Below are 14,934 nucleotides of genomic sequence, written 5' to 3'. Positions count from 1 at the left end.
TATGGTGGCTGTGTATGAAAATTGCACGGTCACTTTTATTTATAACAGATTCTGGAAGCGATATGGTTTTTTAAATAAGTTTGTATTGGGATAAAATTTCTCCTCTATAAAAGTTATAACTAAATGCTAAAATGTGTTTTCAATTGGAGTAGTGGCAAAGACAGCTCATTAGCTTTATATCATTGTTTGCAAAACCCCGGGCTTGATATTAAATATTTAGTAACAACTATTAATGATGATGTCGACCGGATCTCGATGCATGGTGTACGTGTCGAGCTGTTAATTCAACAGGCTGAAAATATTGGTCTTCCCCTGTACCAGATCCGCCTGCCCGAAATGCCTGATATGGAAACCTATGATAACACCATGCGTAAACACCTGGAGTATTTTAAAGAGGAGGGAATAACCCATTCTATTTTCGGCGATATATTTTTGGAGGATCTGAAAAAGTACCGTGATGAACGCCTGGCCGAAGTGGGGATGACCGGCATTTATCCGTTATGGAAACGAGATACAAAGGAGCTGATTAATGAATTTTTGGACTTGGGTTTTGGAACCGTAATAGCCTGCACTCAGGAACATTTGGAGCGAATAGTGGGGAAGGAAATAACACCGGAACTGATAAAATCTCTACCATGGGATGTTGACGTTTGCGGTGAGAATGGCGAGTTTCACACCTTTGTATTTAAAGGGCCGATTTTCAAAAATGAGATCAAATATAAATTGGGAGAGAAGGTTTTTAAAGCATACAAAACGCCTGAAAGTACTGGTGATGACTCCGTTCATGATGAAGCCAAAAGACTCGCCGGTTTTTGGTATTGCGACCTAATTCCGGCCTGACCTCCCATATATTTGGCGCTTTTAGGCCACAGGATATTATTTGGCTATGCTTTTTTAATTGATATAAAGAACTATTATTCAGATGTTTATATATGTAATTTTGAAAATGTTATTAAAGTTGACGACGGCTATAGATGTTAAAATAGCCTAATTTTGCGAAATAAAATTTTGAGTCGAAAGTAATTAGTTATTAACTATCTATTTTTCAACCTCTTATATAGGTTTAATAAACTAATAGTTGTAGCGATCGTACGAATTCTTAAAATCCTTCCGCATTTCAGTAAAGCGGGTTGAAACGGTTTTTAAAAACTCTTCGTCAAGTAATTCAAATACGCTGTTCACGCCTTCCATCAGGTCTGCTTCAGCAACTTTGTAGGTTTGTTCCAGGTTACCCTGTTCTATCTTCACAATAAACTTTCGGTTCATATTCAGGATGGAGATCTTGAATTCGGGGTGGGGTAATTCGGCGATAATTCTCATGCGTAATCAATTTAAAACTTATAAGGACAATTTAATAATGCTTTGCTATTTTGCTAAATAAAAGATTAAATATGAGATTGGCCTTATTTACTTTTAAAACAGCATCCCTATTTTTGCAGTATGGCAGAGGATTTAAACATAACAACATCAACCAATAAAGCGGAGCAATATCAATCATTGATACCGCAGATAGAAGCCCTGTTAACGGGTGAGCCCGACCTTGTGGCTAACATGGCAAATGTTTGCGCTGCTCTAAAAGAACAATTCAAATGGTTTTGGGTTGGGTTTTATTTGGTTAAAGATGATGAACTGGTGCTGGGGCCATTCCAGGGGCCTGTAGCCTGTACGCGCATTGGCTTAGGCAGGGGAGTTTGCGGCGCAGCATGGCAACAGGAAAAAGTTTTGATAGTTCCGGATGTTGATGCGTTTCCGGGGCATATTGCCTGTAGCTCTGCGTCCCGGTCTGAAATTGTGGTACCCATATTTAATGATGGCAAAGTTGTTGCAGTGTTGGATGTTGATAGTGACGAGTTGGATCAGTTTGATGAAACGGACGCGCAGTATCTTCAACAGATTGTAGAACTGGTAAACTTTAAATGAGCAAAGTATTTCTGATTGCCGGGATGGGTGCAGATACCCGGGTCTACAACAATATCGACCTGAACGAGGATGAAGTTATTAGCGTGGATTGGATAGAACCACATAAAACTGATACTTTAAAGTCTTATGCACAAAAGCTTATTTATCAATACAATATAACACCAAATTCAATCGTTATCGGCAATTCATTGGGTGGCATGATAGCTGTTGAAATTGCAAGAATTCTTCCGCTCAAAAAAATTATCCTCATATCAAGTATCAAAACAATCGACGAAGCTCCCTGGTACTTTTCAATGTTTCACAAACTGCCGGTTTACAAGCTTATTCCCGGGAGAGTATTGACCTCAATGGGCTTTTTAATAAAGTTTGTGTTTGGAAAAATGAGCGATGCCGATAGCTGGCTATTTAATGATATGCTGAAAAACTCATCGCCAACTTTTGTAAAATGGGCAATGAAAGCTGTATTAGCCTGGGATAATAAAGATGTTCCTCCAAATACTTATATCATCACCGGCGACAAGGATCATATTTTTGATTACAGACGCGTAAAAGATGCGATTATTGTAAAAGGAGGTACCCACATTATGGTATTTGACAAAGCTAAAGAGATAAATAAAATATTGAAAAAAATCCTGAAAAAATGAAATTACTGGAGTCGTATTACAACAGCCAGGATGTCATTGCGCTCAGCAAAGACCTGTTGGGCAAGTATTTATTTACCTTCATTGATGGTGTAACTACTGGTGGTTATATTGTTGAAACAGAAGCTTATAACGGTGTTGTCGACAGAGCATCCCACGCTTTTGGGAACAGGCTTACCCCGCGCACAAAAACCATGTTCATGCCGGGAGGTATTGCTTACGTGTACCTTTGCTATGGGATCCACGAAATGTTCAATATTGTAACTTCAGGTGAAGGACAACCACATGCAATCCTGGTAAGGGCCATTAATCCTGCCGAGGGAATAGAAGCCATGCAAAGCCGCCGGAATATGCCCGTATTAAAACCAACAATTACCATGGGACCCGGATCTGTCGCAAAAGCTTTAGGTATTTCAAGAGCCATCAATGCATTCAGCTTGCGGGGCGATACTATCTGGATAGAAGACAGAGGATTAACCTTTGCTGATGAAAGCATTGCCGCAGTGCCCAGGGTGGGTGTTGATTATGCCGGCGAAGATGCGTTGCTGCCATATCGGTTCTATGTAAAGGGAAATCCGTACGTAAGCAAACCAAATAAATAATTAATTTTATCCCCGTAGAGACACAATACTTTGTGTCTCTTTTGTGTCTCTTTCTATTTTTGCTTTTTATCGATTTAGAATTACCCAATGACCTACCAAAATACTTTAGCCTTCGCCACGCAGCTTGATGAGCAGGATCCTTTAAAAGGTTTTCAGTCCAAATTTCTTGTACCAAAACATAAAGGCAAGGATGCGATCTATTTTTGTGGGAACTCCCTTGGGCTGCAGCCTGCCACTGCTCAACAATATGTATCCGGGATCTTTAACAATTGGAAGGAGCTGGCCATCGAAGGTTTTTTTGCCGGTGATGTTCCATGGCTGGGCTACCACAAAAAACTAACCCGTACGCTTTCTGGCATAGTTGGTGCTAAAAGTGAAGAGATCACGATCATGAATTCACTTACAGTAAACCTTCACTTACTGATGGTAAGTTTCTATAAGCCAACACAAAAATGTTTTAAAATAATAATGGAAGGCGGTGCTTTTCCGTCTGATCGATACGCTTTGAAAAGCCAGGCAAGGTTTCATGGACATGACCCGGAAAAAGCCATAATTGAAATATTTCCGCGTGATGGTGAATTTACTTTAAGAACAGAAGACATCGTTGAAACTATAAATAAGCATGCGGATGACTTGGCTTTAGTGCTTTTTGGCGGGATAAATTATTATACAGGTCAGTTCTTTGATTTGGAGGCAATAACCAAAGCAGCCCACAAAGCCGGGGCTTATGCCGGGTTTGACCTGGCTCATGCGGCCGGGAATGTCGTCCTAAACCTGCACGACTGGGATGTTGATTTTGCCTGCTGGTGCTCGTACAAATACATGAACTCCGGTCCAGGTGGCATCAGCGGAATATTCGTAAATGAGAAACATTTCAGTGATAAAACATTAAGCCGTTTTGAAGGTTGGTGGGGTTATCGGGAAGACGAACGCTTTTTAATGCCCCCTGATTTTAAGCCCGAGCAGGGTGCTGCCGGCTGGCAGTTAAGTACCAGCCCAATCATGCTCCTGGCTTTACATAAGGCCGCTCTTGATATTTTTGAGCTAGCGGGCGGCATAATCCCGCTGAGAGCAAAAAGTGAGCAGCTGACAGCTTATCTGGAGTTTTTGATCAATGAGATCAACGAGAAAAAAAATGATGAGCTATTTAAGATCATCACACCGAAAAATAAACAGGACCGAGGCAGTCAGCTATCCATTGTCTGCAAACAAAACGCCAAAGCGATCTTTAATTATTTAACTGATAATGGCGTTATCGGCGATTGGCGCGAACCAAACGTTATCAGGTTGGCGCCTGTGCCGCTTTATAATAGTTTTAAGCAGGTTTTCGAGGTTGGGCGGATACTTAGAGCTTCCGTGGATTAAAATTGATTGTATTGGTTGTAAATATTGTAGAGTTGAAAAGGTTGTGAAAGCAGATGCTTCCTTTTTGATTCCCATTCATACAAACGTTCCACAATGACTAATGACTCAATGACCAATGACTAACCTCAAAATAGCTTACAATCCGATATATGCTCATCCACTGCCGGAAGACCATCGTTTCCCGATGCTGAAGTATGAATTGATCCCGGCACAATTATTACATGAAGGGCTGATCACTGAGGATAATTTATTCTCGCCCGGTATGCTGGAAGAAGAAGTGATCTTATTGACTCATGACAAAATATACTGGGAGCAATTGCGTGATCTAACCTTGCCGCCACGCGAACAAAGACGCACAGGCTTTCCGTTATCTGCAAAATTAATTGAGCGCGAGATCCGGATTGCTAAAGGAACAGTTGACGGTTGTAATTATGCAAAGGAATTCGGCGTTGCCTTTAATGTTGCCGGTGGTACACATCATGCCGGAACAAATTGGGGCGAAGGTTTTTGTTTGTTGAATGACCAGGCTATTGCAGCTAATTATTTGTTAAATAATAGATTAGCATCATCTATCTTAATGATAGATTTAGATGTGCACCAGGGGAACGGCACCGCGCAGATCTTTGAAAACAACCCAAGTGTGTTTACATTCTCCATGCATGGCGCTAACAATTTCCCATTCCGGAAAGAAATATCAGACTTAGATCTGCCGTTACCTGATGGTACAGGTGATGAAGAATACCTTGGTCTGCTTAAGGAAACTTTGCCCCGGCTTATAGAGCAGCAACAGCCGGACTTTATATTTTACTTGTCCGGTGTCGATGTGTTGGCATCAGACAAACTGGGTAAAATGACATTGAGCAAATCGGCATGTAAAGAACGCGACCGGTTTGTCTTAGAGCAATGTGTCAATAATAAGACCCCGGTACAGGTAAGCATGGGAGGGGGATACTCGCCCAATATTAAAGATATTGTTGAAACGCATTGCAACACTTACCGGGTGGCAAATGAATTGTATTTTTGAATACCCTTCTAATAATACTCTGTGTCTCTCAGCGTTATTTCATAGTGAACTCTGTGTTAAAAATGAACCACAGAGTTCGCAAAGTAGCCATAAAGATCATAGAGGCAGCAAAATGTTTTAGTCCTGCGCTACAATAATAACTGTTTTATCCCGGTGCTTTTTGCTGATGAACTGGAAGCGGAAAAACAAAAGAATAGCCGAAGTCATTAAACCCAGGGTTAAGCCGTACCAAATCCCTTTAACACCTAAATGTAGTGGGATTCCTAGCAAATAACCCAAAGGCAAACCCACAACCCAATAGGCCAAAAATGTAATTATGGTCGGGATGTTCACATCACCCATACCGCGCAATATACCCAAGCCCACAACCTGTGTTCCGTCAAACAACTGGAACAATGCTGCTATTATAAGTAATTGTGCTGCAATGCCTATAACTATACCATCTGAAGTATACATCCATGGCAACAGATTGTTTCCAATTGTAAAAAGGCATGCGGTTACAAACATGAATATCAAAACTATGTGATAACTCGAGATGGCAGACTGCCTTAGGTTATGGTGATCTTTGGCACCAAAATAGTTCCCGGATTTTATTGCTGCGGCTGCAGACAGTCCGCTTGACATCATATAAGTTATTGATGCCAGGTTGATGGCCACCTGGTGTGCTGCCTGTTCGTGGTACCCGATAGTTCCTATTAAAATAGCAGCCCCGCTAAAAGCACTGATCTCAAAAGTATATTGCAAAGCTACCGGTGCGCCAATCTTTAAAATTTGCAAGCTGCGTGACCAATTGATCCTTGTTAGTATAAAACTCTTTAAATACTTTTTAAAACGTTCTGATCTGAAAACATAAACGCCCATTACAATAGCCATTACACAACGGTCAATTAAAGTACTGTATCCAACTCCTTTAATCCCCATGGGGGCAATACCAAAAAGACCCTTTACAAAAATTATCCCTATGATAATATTTAACAGGTTTCCCCATATAGAAATCAGCATAGCCTGTTTGGTAAAACCCAGGCCTTCAGCAAACTGTTTAAAAGTATTGAATATTAACATGGGGATGATCGACAACCCCAATAACGTTAAAAACGGCCTTGCCTGACGAACAACTTCTGCTGTTTGATCGAGATGGTCTAAAAGTAACGTTGATGCTAAAGCTATAAGTGCAAAAAGTATGATGCCTGTCAGCACGTTTAAAAACAAGCTATTTGAAAGCAGCTTGCCGCATTCTTCAAAATCCTTTTTTCCGTTAAGCTGCGCGATCAATGGTGTGGATCCGTATGAGATCCCGATCCCGATAACAAGCACAATAACAAAAATGCTATTGGCTAATGAAACTGCAGCCAAACTAACTGTGCCTGCAAAATGCCCTACAATAATACTATCCGAAGTTTGAACCAATGTATGGCCAACCTGCGATATTACAACCGGGATAGCCAGGTGCAGGTTATCGCGATAATGATTTTTATATTTTTGGTAAATGGTCATGTAGAGGTTAGTGAATTGGAGATTAGAGATTAAGGAGTCCGAAAGTCAGTAAAGTCCGAAAGTCGGGAAGAGAAAAAAAAAAAACGGAAAAGAATCCCCCTAATCTCTAACCTCTGGTCTCTAATCTCTACTACGCCGCCGTGTAAAACTCTTCCTTTTCCGTAGTATTTATCCTGATAATACCTGAAAGGATCAGATCTACCAGTAATTTTTGTGCTTTTTTCCGGCCAATTTTCAGCAGGTCGCAGCATTCTTTTATAGTGATCCTATCGGTTTTTTCTAAATATTCAAGCAGTGCCTTTTCATTGTTTGAATATTCAATTAAAACCCCTTCATCGCCTGACGATCGCTTCAGTACATCAACAACAATTTTGCTGGCTAGCACACTCTTATCTTTCACCCTTACATAAACCCACCATTTTCCATCCTCTGCAAGCGCATAATGCGGTTTTGTAACGCTTTCTTCGATGTCAACTACCAGCACTAATTTATCGTCAATATAAACCTCTTCAAAAATGGGCTCAAGCGCCGGGCGGGCATAAAAATGAGCGGCTTTTGTTATCATGTAACGTTCCTCGTCTTCCGATTTTACCCCCTTAATAGTACCATCATCAGCCACGCCTATTAATAGCTTGCCGCCTTTATTATTAGCGTACGAAACCATGGTACGGGCTATCTTCTCGCAACTGGTAATTGTTTTTTTAAAGTCGAGTTTAACACCTTCACCCTCAAAAATCAGCCTTTTCAAATTCATTTTTCTTCCTTCTCTTTTTTTAGCGATTGATAAGGTGTAAATATTTCCATCCATCTTTCAGGCCTGGTAATCTGCTTAAAGCCAAATTGGCTATATAAGCCTTGCGCATCTGTCGTTGCCAGCGACCAACGCCTTAAACCTTGCAGCTCCGGGTGTTTAACAATGGTTTGCATCAGCCATTTTGATAACCCTAAACGCCGGTGATCTGCCAGTACAAATACATCGCAAAGGTAAGCAAATGTAGCTTTATCGGTTATTACCCGTGCAAATCCGACCTGTTTATTTTGATAGTAAACGCCAAAGCAAAGAGAGCCGGCAATAGCCTTTTTAAGGGTTTCAACAGGGATACCCTGCGCCCAGTACGATTCTTTATCCAGGTAATTAAATATCATTCCAAAATCAAGCAAGCTTTGATCGGTTGAAATATGAAAACCATTTTTAAGGAAAACATCCTCATTCATTATTATATGCATTATTTTGGCTGGGATTTTGATGTAAAGCGGGTAGGGGAGTTGAAAAATAAATAAATGTTGTTTCCCTTGTGGCTAAATATCTGAAAATTCCTTGTAAAAGCAACCAGTGTGATACAATTTTCAATTTCTCTAATCAACAATTTAAGAATTAAACTAACGTTGAAAATAAGTCGACTGATTATATTTAATTATTAAAGAAAATAACGCAAACAATGACGAAAGTTTTGATGTTATGGCTTGTATTGATAAATTATTAAATATATAAAATCTATGAAAAAGCAAATTTTAAACTTTGCGCTGATCGCAGCAATGATCGGCTCAATAGCAGCAGGCTGCGGTTCATCAAAAAGTGCGAGTACCAGTGATACCACAAAGAAAGATACCACAAAAGTGACACCACCACCGCCACCTGCAGCACCGGACACAACGAAAAAGGATACGATGAAAAAGGATACAACACATCACTAGATGTGTTTACAGCAAAACGTCCGGATTAATATCCGGGCGTTTTGTTTAAAGCCTATAATTAAAATGGGCTTTTTACCAGGCCACCGTCGGCTCTGATTGCTGCGCCATTAGTTGCTATAGATAGGTCGCTTGCTATATATGCAACCAGGCTGGCTATTTCATCCGGATCAATAAAGCGCTGAAGAATTGAAGTGGGCCTTGCCGTTTTAAAAAATTCCTTTTCCATTTCTTCAATTGTAAGGCTTTTTTGTGCTGCCAGGTCTTTTACAAAAGTACCGGCACCTTCAGACCATGTGGGGCCGGGCAATACAGCATTTACAGTTACGCCCGTACCTTTTGTAAGCTCTGCAAGTCCTCGCGCTACAGCTATTTGAGCAGTTTTTGTCATTCCGTAATGGATCATTTCTTCAGGGATCTGTAAAGCCGACTCACTTGAAATAAATATAATACGGCCCCAGTTTTTCTCAAGCATCTTATCAAAATAAGCTCTTGATAAACGAACCCCGCTCAAAACATTTACTTCATAAAATTTAAACCAATCTTCATCGGAGATGGCACTAAATTCTTTAGGCTCAAAAATACCCACGTTATTAATCAATATATCAACCTGCGGAAGATCGGCTATCAATTGATCAACTTGTTGTTTGTCTGAAAAATCAGCAGCTATCCCTTTAATATTTGTATTGCCGGTTTCTTTCTTTAAATTTTCTACGGCCAAACTAACCCGTTCATTGGTGCGGCCGTTTACAAATACCCCGGCGCCTTCATTTGCCAACGCTTTTGCAATTGCATATCCAATACCAGCAGTTGAGCCGGTAACCAATGCTATTTTATTTTTTATTTTAAGATCCATGATTTTGATTTGTTGTGTTTTACTAAAACAAGTTTAATGATGTTTTTTTGTTTTAGACGGGTATTCGTTAAAAGATGGAATGAAGCTGACATTGAATGGCTTTAAAAAGAATACTATTTTCTCATAATTAATATTATGTTAAGTAGCAATTGAATAATAAAAGGGAACCAAACTGATCCCCTTTTATTAATACGGTGTTATTTGCCCCCCCCGCTTGTGCCCAGGGCATCTATTTTTTGTTTTAGCTCAGCAGCTTTAGCTTTATTTTCTGCTGCATGTGCCGGGTCAATTTTTGCCCTGTAGTAATTCCTTAAATTTGTTAAAGCATCAACTGATGTCGCTTTAAGATCTACGGCTTTTTGCAAATAAGGTTTCGCCAGATCAAGTTGTGCATTTGATTTTGCAATTGCGGCATCATATTCTTTTTGTTTAGTGGATGGTAATTTATTAGCAGCATTAAAGATATCAAGTGCCGGGCGCATTAATACGTAACCCAAATTCATGTTAGCCTCAAAATAATCCGGATCAATCTCCAGCGCCTTTTTATACGCGTCAGTAGCCTTTGCATAATTATCCAGCGCCGTAGTATGTTCCTTATTTTTTGTTGCATCGTCTTTAGCTTTATCAGCCCTTGCGTTTGCAGCATCACCAACCTGTGAATAAGTTAAGCCAAGGTAATATTCCAGATCCTTATTTTTAGGATCGTTAGTTATCGCACTTTGAATTTTTCCTACAACTTCACTTTGTTTACCGCTCTGTAAAGCCATCTCGATTTCTCTTTTGCGCAGTTCTGAATATGTTGGATATTTAGCAACGCCTTCACCTGCTACTTTTAATGCGTTAGCAGTATCTTTTGCAAGCAGATATATGCTCGTCATATCCAGGTATACCCTTGCATTGCCTGAGTACTTGGTAGTTAACAGCTTGTTATAGTTTGTAATAGCTAATGGATAATATTTAGGGTCTTTCTCTCCGGCATTTGCTGCAGATAGAGCTGTGTAATATATTGCATTAGTATCTTCAGGTAAAGCGGTACGGTAATAATCAAATTCTTTATAAGCGTCTTCGTATTTTTTATTTTGATAATCCTTTACTCCTGCTGTCAATTTATACTGGGCTAAATTAATATTTGCAGCATCTATTAGTTTTTTATTATCACCTTTTGTATCCAGTTCTTTGGCCTTTTTAACGGCTTCATCTGCTGTTGCAAATAATGGGGCCGATGTCGTGGCTACACTGTCATCAACCGCTAATGAAGAATAAATTGCACCTTTTAAGGCATAGGTTAACGGGTTATTAGCCGTTTTTTCATTTGTTGAAGCTTTATCAATGGATGTTTTAGCATTTTGAATGCTGGCAGCAGCTTTGGTTGCAAGTGCTGCTACCTTTTGGCCCCGTAATGATGCATAAGTATCATATTCGCTTTGCGCATTATTTAGTTCTCCTTTTTGTGCAAAGGTAGCTGCAGAAGCTAAGCCTAAAAGGCATGTCATCAAAAGTTTGATTTTCATGGTATTATTGATTGGTTAACTGTTTTAATTTATTATTTATCCTGTTAATTTGATCTTGATTTCCTGCTTGTGTATAAGCTAGCTGTAACACGTGCAGGCAATCAGCATTATTTGGTGATATTTCGTTTGCCTTTTCAAGCCATTGTGCTGCACGGGTATTATCCGGATTATTGCCCTTCTCCTGCTTTGTAACACTTTCTTTTAAATATAATAACCCAAGGTTAAAGATAGGATCATATAATGAACTGTTTAAATCTATCGATCTTAAATAAAGTGATTCCGCTTTATCATGCTGATTCAAATGGTCGTAACATACAGCTGCCACAAATGCAATATCTGCGTTATTTGAATTAAGGTCAAGTAAGGCTGGCAATAATGGAGCTAATGAACGGTAATCTTTCCGGTTGCTGTAAATGTTTGCCTCATCAAGCAATAGTGTTTTATCATTAGGTAATAGCTTACGGCCTTTCTTTATAACATTAAGTGCACTTGCTGTATCGCCCAATAATTTGTAATTATTTGATGCGGCCTGCACATATTCAGCTTTGGTGCTATCGGCATTAACTAAATCTGTATAGTATTTTGCAGCAATTTGCATATTACCCAGCTTGTTATTTGAGTAAGCAATATAGGCATTAAGCTGCTTAAACGAAGGGGCATATTTTTGTGCGCTTTGAAATAGCTGTAAAGCATTGCCAAAATCAGACTTATTTACATACAAAAAAGCTTTGCGTATATAAACATTTGCCAGGCATCTTTTTGAATAATCTATTTCTGCCTGGTATTTGTATGCTTTTCTTTTTGATGACAGATTATTAACCATGTCTGTAGTTTGTGCAAAAAAATTAGCAGGCTGGTTAAGCTTGTTCAGCGAATCGATATATAATATGCTTGAATAAACAACAATACGGTAAACAGTTTTTTCCGCGTCCACTGAATCGGCCCGTGTTATGATTAGGCTATCTACAGATTTTTTAGCATTTGCTAAATATTTCAGGTCCTTTTTTTGTTTATAAAAGGCCAGGCTGTTCACAACACCTTTAAGTACTTCTGTTTGGCAAAAAGCAACAGAAGTACTAAAGGATAAAATTAAAAGCGGTAATATAATTTTACGGCAAATCATTTATTATTCATTTATATCATCGGCAGCCGGCTCGGTGCCGGTGTCTTCAGCATTTTCATCTATTTCTTTTTCTTCATCCTCATCATGCTCAATTTTTGCTACTGATGCTATTTCATCATTCCCTTTGAGGGTTATTAACCTTACGCCCTGGGTAGCTCTTCCCATAGTTCTTAGCTCACTTATAGCTATCCTTATTATAACGCCAGATTTATTGATGATCATCAGGTCCTCATTATCTGTAACACCTTTTATGGCAACAAGTTTTCCGGTTTTATCAGTAATATTTAAAGTTTTTACACCTTTACCGCCACGGTTAGTTACCCTGTAATCATCAATATCGGTACGTTTTCCATAACCTTTTTCTGATACTACCAATACAGTTGTTTCCGGGTTATCAATACTGATCATACCTACAACTTCATCATCGGCGTTTTCAAGTGTAATACCACGAACACCGGTTGCGGTGCGACCCATTGGCCTTACTGTTGACTCATTGAACCTGATTGCGCGGCCAGATTTTAATGCCATTACAATTTCGCTTGTGCCGCTGGTTAAGCTTGCCTCTAATAATGAATCGCCTTCATTAATATTTATTGCATTTATACCATTTGCACGCGGACGTGAATAAGCTTCGAGTGATGTCTTTTTAATGGTACCCTTTTTGGTACACATAATTATAAAGTTGTTTTCCAGGTATTCCTTATCCTTCAAACTAATCAGCTTAATATAAGCCTTAATATTTTCTTCTTTCGGGATATTAATAATATTCTGGATAGCCCTGCCTTTTGATGTGCGGGTTCCTTCCGGAATTTCAAATACCCTAAGCCAGAAACATTGACCAGATTCGGTAAAGAAGAGCATGTAATTGTGGTTTGATGCAATCAGCAGATGCTCAATAAAATCAGCATCGCGGCTATTACTGCCTATTGCGCCTTTGCCACCCCTGCCCTGCCTGCGGTATTCGGTTAAAGGTGTGCGCTTGATGTATCCCTCACGTGATATGGTAATTACAACATCCTCATCCTCAATAAAATCCTCCGTATTCATCTCGGCCGATGAGTGTACCATTTCGGTTTTACGTTCATCGCCATATTTATCACGGATCTCAATAAGCTCATCTTTAATTATCTGCATCCTTAAGCCTTCATCGTCCAAAATTGATTTCAAATAATCAATTAATTTCATCAGGCTTTCGTATTCGTCTTTAATCTTATCGCGCTCAAGTCCGGTTAACCTTCTTAAGGTCATATCCAGGATGGCACGTGCCTGTAAGTCACTTAATCCAAACTGGGTAATTAAACCTTCCCTCGCGTCATCCGGCGTATTTGAAGCCCTTATCAGTTTTATTACTTCATCCAGGTGATCTAAAGCTATCAGCAAGCCTTCCAGGATATGTGCGCGTTTTTCAGCTTCTGAAAGCTCGAATTTGGCGCGGCGGATTACCACCTCATGCCTGTGCTCAACAAAGTGATGGATCAGGTCTTTCAGGTTAAGCAGCATTGGCCTGCCGTGTACCAGCGCAATATTGTTTATACTGAATGATGTTTGAAGCGCGGTTTGTTTGTATAGGTTATTTAGTACGATAGCCGCGTTGGCGTCGCGTTTTATTTCATAAACAACGCGGATCCCTTCGCGGTTAGATTCATCCCGGATGGCAGAAATACCTTCAATCTTTTTATCATTAACCAACTCGGCAGTACGCTCAATCATCAGCGCCTTATTTATCTGGTAAGGAATTTCGGATACGATGATACGCTCGCGGTCGCTGTTATAAATTTCAATTTCAGCCCTTGAGCGGATAACTATTCTGCCGCGGCCGGTTTCAAAAGCCTGGCGTGCACCCTCAAATCCATATATAATTGCCCCCGTTGGAAAATCAGGACCTTTAATATGCACCATCAACTCATCGATTGTAATTTGGCGGTTATCAATCAGCGCCAGGGTGGCGTTAACCACCTCGGTAAGGTTGTGCGGTGCCATATTTGTGGCCATACCTACCGCGATACCTGATGCTCCGTTAACCAGCAAATTAGGAAACTTGGCCGGTAAAACCGTTGGTTCCTGTAACGAGTCGTCAAAGTTTAATTGGAAATCAATAGTGTCTTTGTTAATATCAGCAAGCATTTCCTCTGCTATCTTTTCAAGCCTTGCTTCTGTATAACGCATCGCCGCGGGCTGGTCACCATCAATTGAACCGTAGTTACCCTGCCCCTCAACAAAGGGGTAGCGCAAGCTCCAGTCCTGCGCCATACGTACCATAGCATCATAAACTGATGTATCGCCATGCGGGTGATACTTACCCAGCACCTCGCCCACTATACGGGCTGATTTTTTATAGGGCTTGTTATTGCTTAAACCCAGGTCAAGCATGCCATATAATACGCGCCTGTGAACGGGTTTTAAACCATCGCGTACATCAGGCAATGCCCTTGATACGATAACCGACATTGAATAATCAATGTAGGCTGCCCGCATTTCTTCATCAATATTTATCGAAATTATTCTGTCTTCTGGTGGTGTGTTTCCGTTTCCTGTTTCTTCGGCCATTTTTATTTTTCTGTAGGATCTTCTCTATAATTGTGTGTTTAAAAAAGTGTTTTTAAACCACCCGCGAAGTTAAGAAAATTAATGGTTAACCATGCCATTTTTGGTAACAAATATGTGTGGCATTGATGAGTAGTTATTCACCAAAAAATTTTCTGATTT

At 39.9% G+C, this 14,934-nt stretch carries 15 protein-coding genes; 7 read left to right on the top strand and 8 right to left on the bottom strand.

Going from position 1 to position 14,934, the window contains the following annotated elements; all coding sequences use genetic code 11:
* Positions 1–123 precede the first annotated feature (123 nt).
* Positions 124–840, top strand: coding sequence for a diphthine--ammonia ligase (locus JWQ54_RS28090; protein WP_299591251.1), 717 nt, complete (start codon positions 124–126; stop codon positions 838–840).
* 231 nt (positions 841–1,071) lie between these two features.
* On the opposite strand, the gene JWQ54_RS28085 is transcribed toward JWQ54_RS28090, so the two are convergent.
* Positions 1,072–1,320, bottom strand: coding sequence for a hypothetical protein (locus JWQ54_RS28085; protein WP_299591250.1), 249 nt, complete (start codon positions 1,318–1,320; stop codon positions 1,072–1,074).
* Between the two features lie 120 nt (positions 1,321–1,440).
* Between JWQ54_RS28085 and JWQ54_RS28080 the strand changes: the two genes are divergently transcribed.
* The 5 genes from JWQ54_RS28080 to JWQ54_RS28060 all read left to right on the top strand — a co-directional run bounded on the left by JWQ54_RS28080 (position 1,441) and on the right by JWQ54_RS28060 (position 5,552).
* Positions 1,441–1,920, top strand: a complete 480-nt coding sequence (locus JWQ54_RS28080; RefSeq protein WP_299591249.1) for a GAF domain-containing protein — start codon at positions 1,441–1,443, stop codon at positions 1,918–1,920.
* Complete coding sequence (locus JWQ54_RS28075; RefSeq protein WP_299591248.1) at positions 1,917–2,564, top strand: alpha/beta hydrolase; 648 nt, start codon at positions 1,917–1,919, stop codon at positions 2,562–2,564. Before JWQ54_RS28080 ends, JWQ54_RS28075 begins: the two co-directional genes overlap by 4 nt.
* The gene (locus JWQ54_RS28070) at positions 2,561–3,163 is read left to right on the top strand and encodes a DNA-3-methyladenine glycosylase (protein ID WP_299591247.1); all 603 of its coding nucleotides are present in this window, start codon (positions 2,561–2,563) and stop codon (positions 3,161–3,163) included. Before JWQ54_RS28075 ends, JWQ54_RS28070 begins: the two co-directional genes overlap by 4 nt.
* 87 nt (positions 3,164–3,250) lie before the next feature.
* Positions 3,251–4,528 carry a kynureninase gene (gene kynU, locus JWQ54_RS28065; protein ID WP_299591246.1) on the top strand — a complete coding sequence of 426 codons (1,278 nt, stop codon included), beginning with the start codon at positions 3,251–3,253 and terminating at the stop codon, positions 4,526–4,528.
* 115 nt (positions 4,529–4,643) lie between these two features.
* On the top strand, positions 4,644–5,552 hold the full coding sequence (locus JWQ54_RS28060; protein WP_299591244.1) for a histone deacetylase: 909 nt from the start codon (positions 4,644–4,646) through the stop codon (positions 5,550–5,552).
* A 117-nt stretch (positions 5,553–5,669) separates the two neighbouring features.
* On the opposite strand, the gene JWQ54_RS28055 is transcribed toward JWQ54_RS28060, so the two are convergent.
* The 3 genes from JWQ54_RS28055 to JWQ54_RS28045 form a co-directional block, all read right to left on the bottom strand.
* Entirely contained in the window at positions 5,670–7,046 is a 1,377-nt protein-coding gene (locus tag JWQ54_RS28055; RefSeq protein WP_299591242.1) for an MATE family efflux transporter, read from the bottom strand.
* Positions 7,047–7,176: 130 nt separating this feature from the next.
* Positions 7,177–7,800, bottom strand: a complete 624-nt coding sequence (locus JWQ54_RS28050; RefSeq protein ID WP_299591240.1) for an RNA-binding domain-containing protein — start codon at positions 7,798–7,800, stop codon at positions 7,177–7,179.
* Positions 7,797–8,273 (bottom strand): GNAT family N-acetyltransferase, encoded by a 477-nt coding sequence (locus JWQ54_RS28045; RefSeq protein WP_299591238.1) that lies wholly within the window; start codon positions 8,271–8,273, stop codon positions 7,797–7,799. Before JWQ54_RS28045 ends, JWQ54_RS28050 begins: the two co-directional genes overlap by 4 nt.
* A gap of 270 nt (positions 8,274–8,543) precedes the next feature.
* Here JWQ54_RS28045 and JWQ54_RS28040 point away from each other — a divergent pair, with 270 nt between their 5' ends.
* Complete coding sequence (locus JWQ54_RS28040) at positions 8,544–8,741, top strand: hypothetical protein (protein ID WP_299591236.1); 198 nt, start codon at positions 8,544–8,546, stop codon at positions 8,739–8,741.
* Between the two features lie 58 nt (positions 8,742–8,799).
* Here JWQ54_RS28040 and JWQ54_RS28035 read toward each other — a convergent pair whose 3' ends face one another.
* The 4 genes from JWQ54_RS28035 to gyrA form a co-directional block, all read right to left on the bottom strand.
* A complete protein-coding gene (locus tag JWQ54_RS28035; RefSeq protein ID WP_299591234.1) occupies positions 8,800–9,594 on the bottom strand; it encodes an SDR family NAD(P)-dependent oxidoreductase in 795 nt (264 codons plus the stop codon).
* A gap of 197 nt (positions 9,595–9,791) precedes the next feature.
* Positions 9,792–11,105, bottom strand: coding sequence for a lipopolysaccharide assembly protein LapB (locus JWQ54_RS28030; RefSeq protein WP_299591232.1), 1,314 nt, complete (start codon positions 11,103–11,105; stop codon positions 9,792–9,794).
* A gap of 4 nt (positions 11,106–11,109) precedes the next feature.
* Positions 11,110–12,228 (bottom strand): hypothetical protein, encoded by a 1,119-nt coding sequence (locus JWQ54_RS28025; RefSeq protein ID WP_299591230.1) that lies wholly within the window; start codon positions 12,226–12,228, stop codon positions 11,110–11,112.
* Between the two features lie 3 nt (positions 12,229–12,231).
* On the bottom strand, positions 12,232–14,775 hold the full coding sequence (gene gyrA, locus JWQ54_RS28020; protein WP_299591228.1) for a DNA gyrase subunit A: 2,544 nt from the start codon (positions 14,773–14,775) through the stop codon (positions 12,232–12,234).
* Positions 14,776–14,934 lie beyond the last annotated feature (159 nt).

It is taken from the genome of Mucilaginibacter sp. (assembly GCF_028288225.1).
Lineage (GTDB): Bacteria > Bacteroidota > Bacteroidia > Sphingobacteriales > Sphingobacteriaceae > Mucilaginibacter.
The sequence above is the reverse complement of the archived record's forward strand: the minus strand, read 5'-3'. Positions and strand labels throughout refer to the sequence as shown.

Coding starts and splice junctions, on each gene's coding strand:
- JWQ54_RS28090 (WP_299591251.1), top strand. CDS start 124: ATGCTAAAATGTGTTTTCAATTGGAGTAGTGGCAAAGACAGCTCATTA.
- JWQ54_RS28085 (WP_299591250.1), bottom strand. CDS start 1,320: ATGAGAATTATCGCCGAATTACCCCACCCCGAATTCAAGATCTCCATC.
- JWQ54_RS28080 (WP_299591249.1), top strand. CDS start 1,441: ATGGCAGAGGATTTAAACATAACAACATCAACCAATAAAGCGGAGCAA.
- JWQ54_RS28075 (WP_299591248.1), top strand. CDS start 1,917: ATGAGCAAAGTATTTCTGATTGCCGGGATGGGTGCAGATACCCGGGTC.
- JWQ54_RS28070 (WP_299591247.1), top strand. CDS start 2,561: ATGAAATTACTGGAGTCGTATTACAACAGCCAGGATGTCATTGCGCTC.
- kynU (WP_299591246.1), top strand. CDS start 3,251: ATGACCTACCAAAATACTTTAGCCTTCGCCACGCAGCTTGATGAGCAG.
- JWQ54_RS28060 (WP_299591244.1), top strand. CDS start 4,644: ATGACTAACCTCAAAATAGCTTACAATCCGATATATGCTCATCCACTG.
- JWQ54_RS28055 (WP_299591242.1), bottom strand. CDS start 7,046: ATGACCATTTACCAAAAATATAAAAATCATTATCGCGATAACCTGCAC.
- JWQ54_RS28050 (WP_299591240.1), bottom strand. CDS start 7,800: ATGAATTTGAAAAGGCTGATTTTTGAGGGTGAAGGTGTTAAACTCGAC.
- JWQ54_RS28045 (WP_299591238.1), bottom strand. CDS start 8,273: ATGCATATAATAATGAATGAGGATGTTTTCCTTAAAAATGGTTTTCAT.
- JWQ54_RS28040 (WP_299591236.1), top strand. CDS start 8,544: ATGAAAAAGCAAATTTTAAACTTTGCGCTGATCGCAGCAATGATCGGC.
- JWQ54_RS28035 (WP_299591234.1), bottom strand. CDS start 9,594: ATGGATCTTAAAATAAAAAATAAAATAGCATTGGTTACCGGCTCAACT.
- JWQ54_RS28030 (WP_299591232.1), bottom strand. CDS start 11,105: ATGAAAATCAAACTTTTGATGACATGCCTTTTAGGCTTAGCTTCTGCA.
- JWQ54_RS28025 (WP_299591230.1), bottom strand. CDS start 12,228: ATGATTTGCCGTAAAATTATATTACCGCTTTTAATTTTATCCTTTAGT.
- gyrA (WP_299591228.1), bottom strand. CDS start 14,775: ATGGCCGAAGAAACAGGAAACGGAAACACACCACCAGAAGACAGAATA.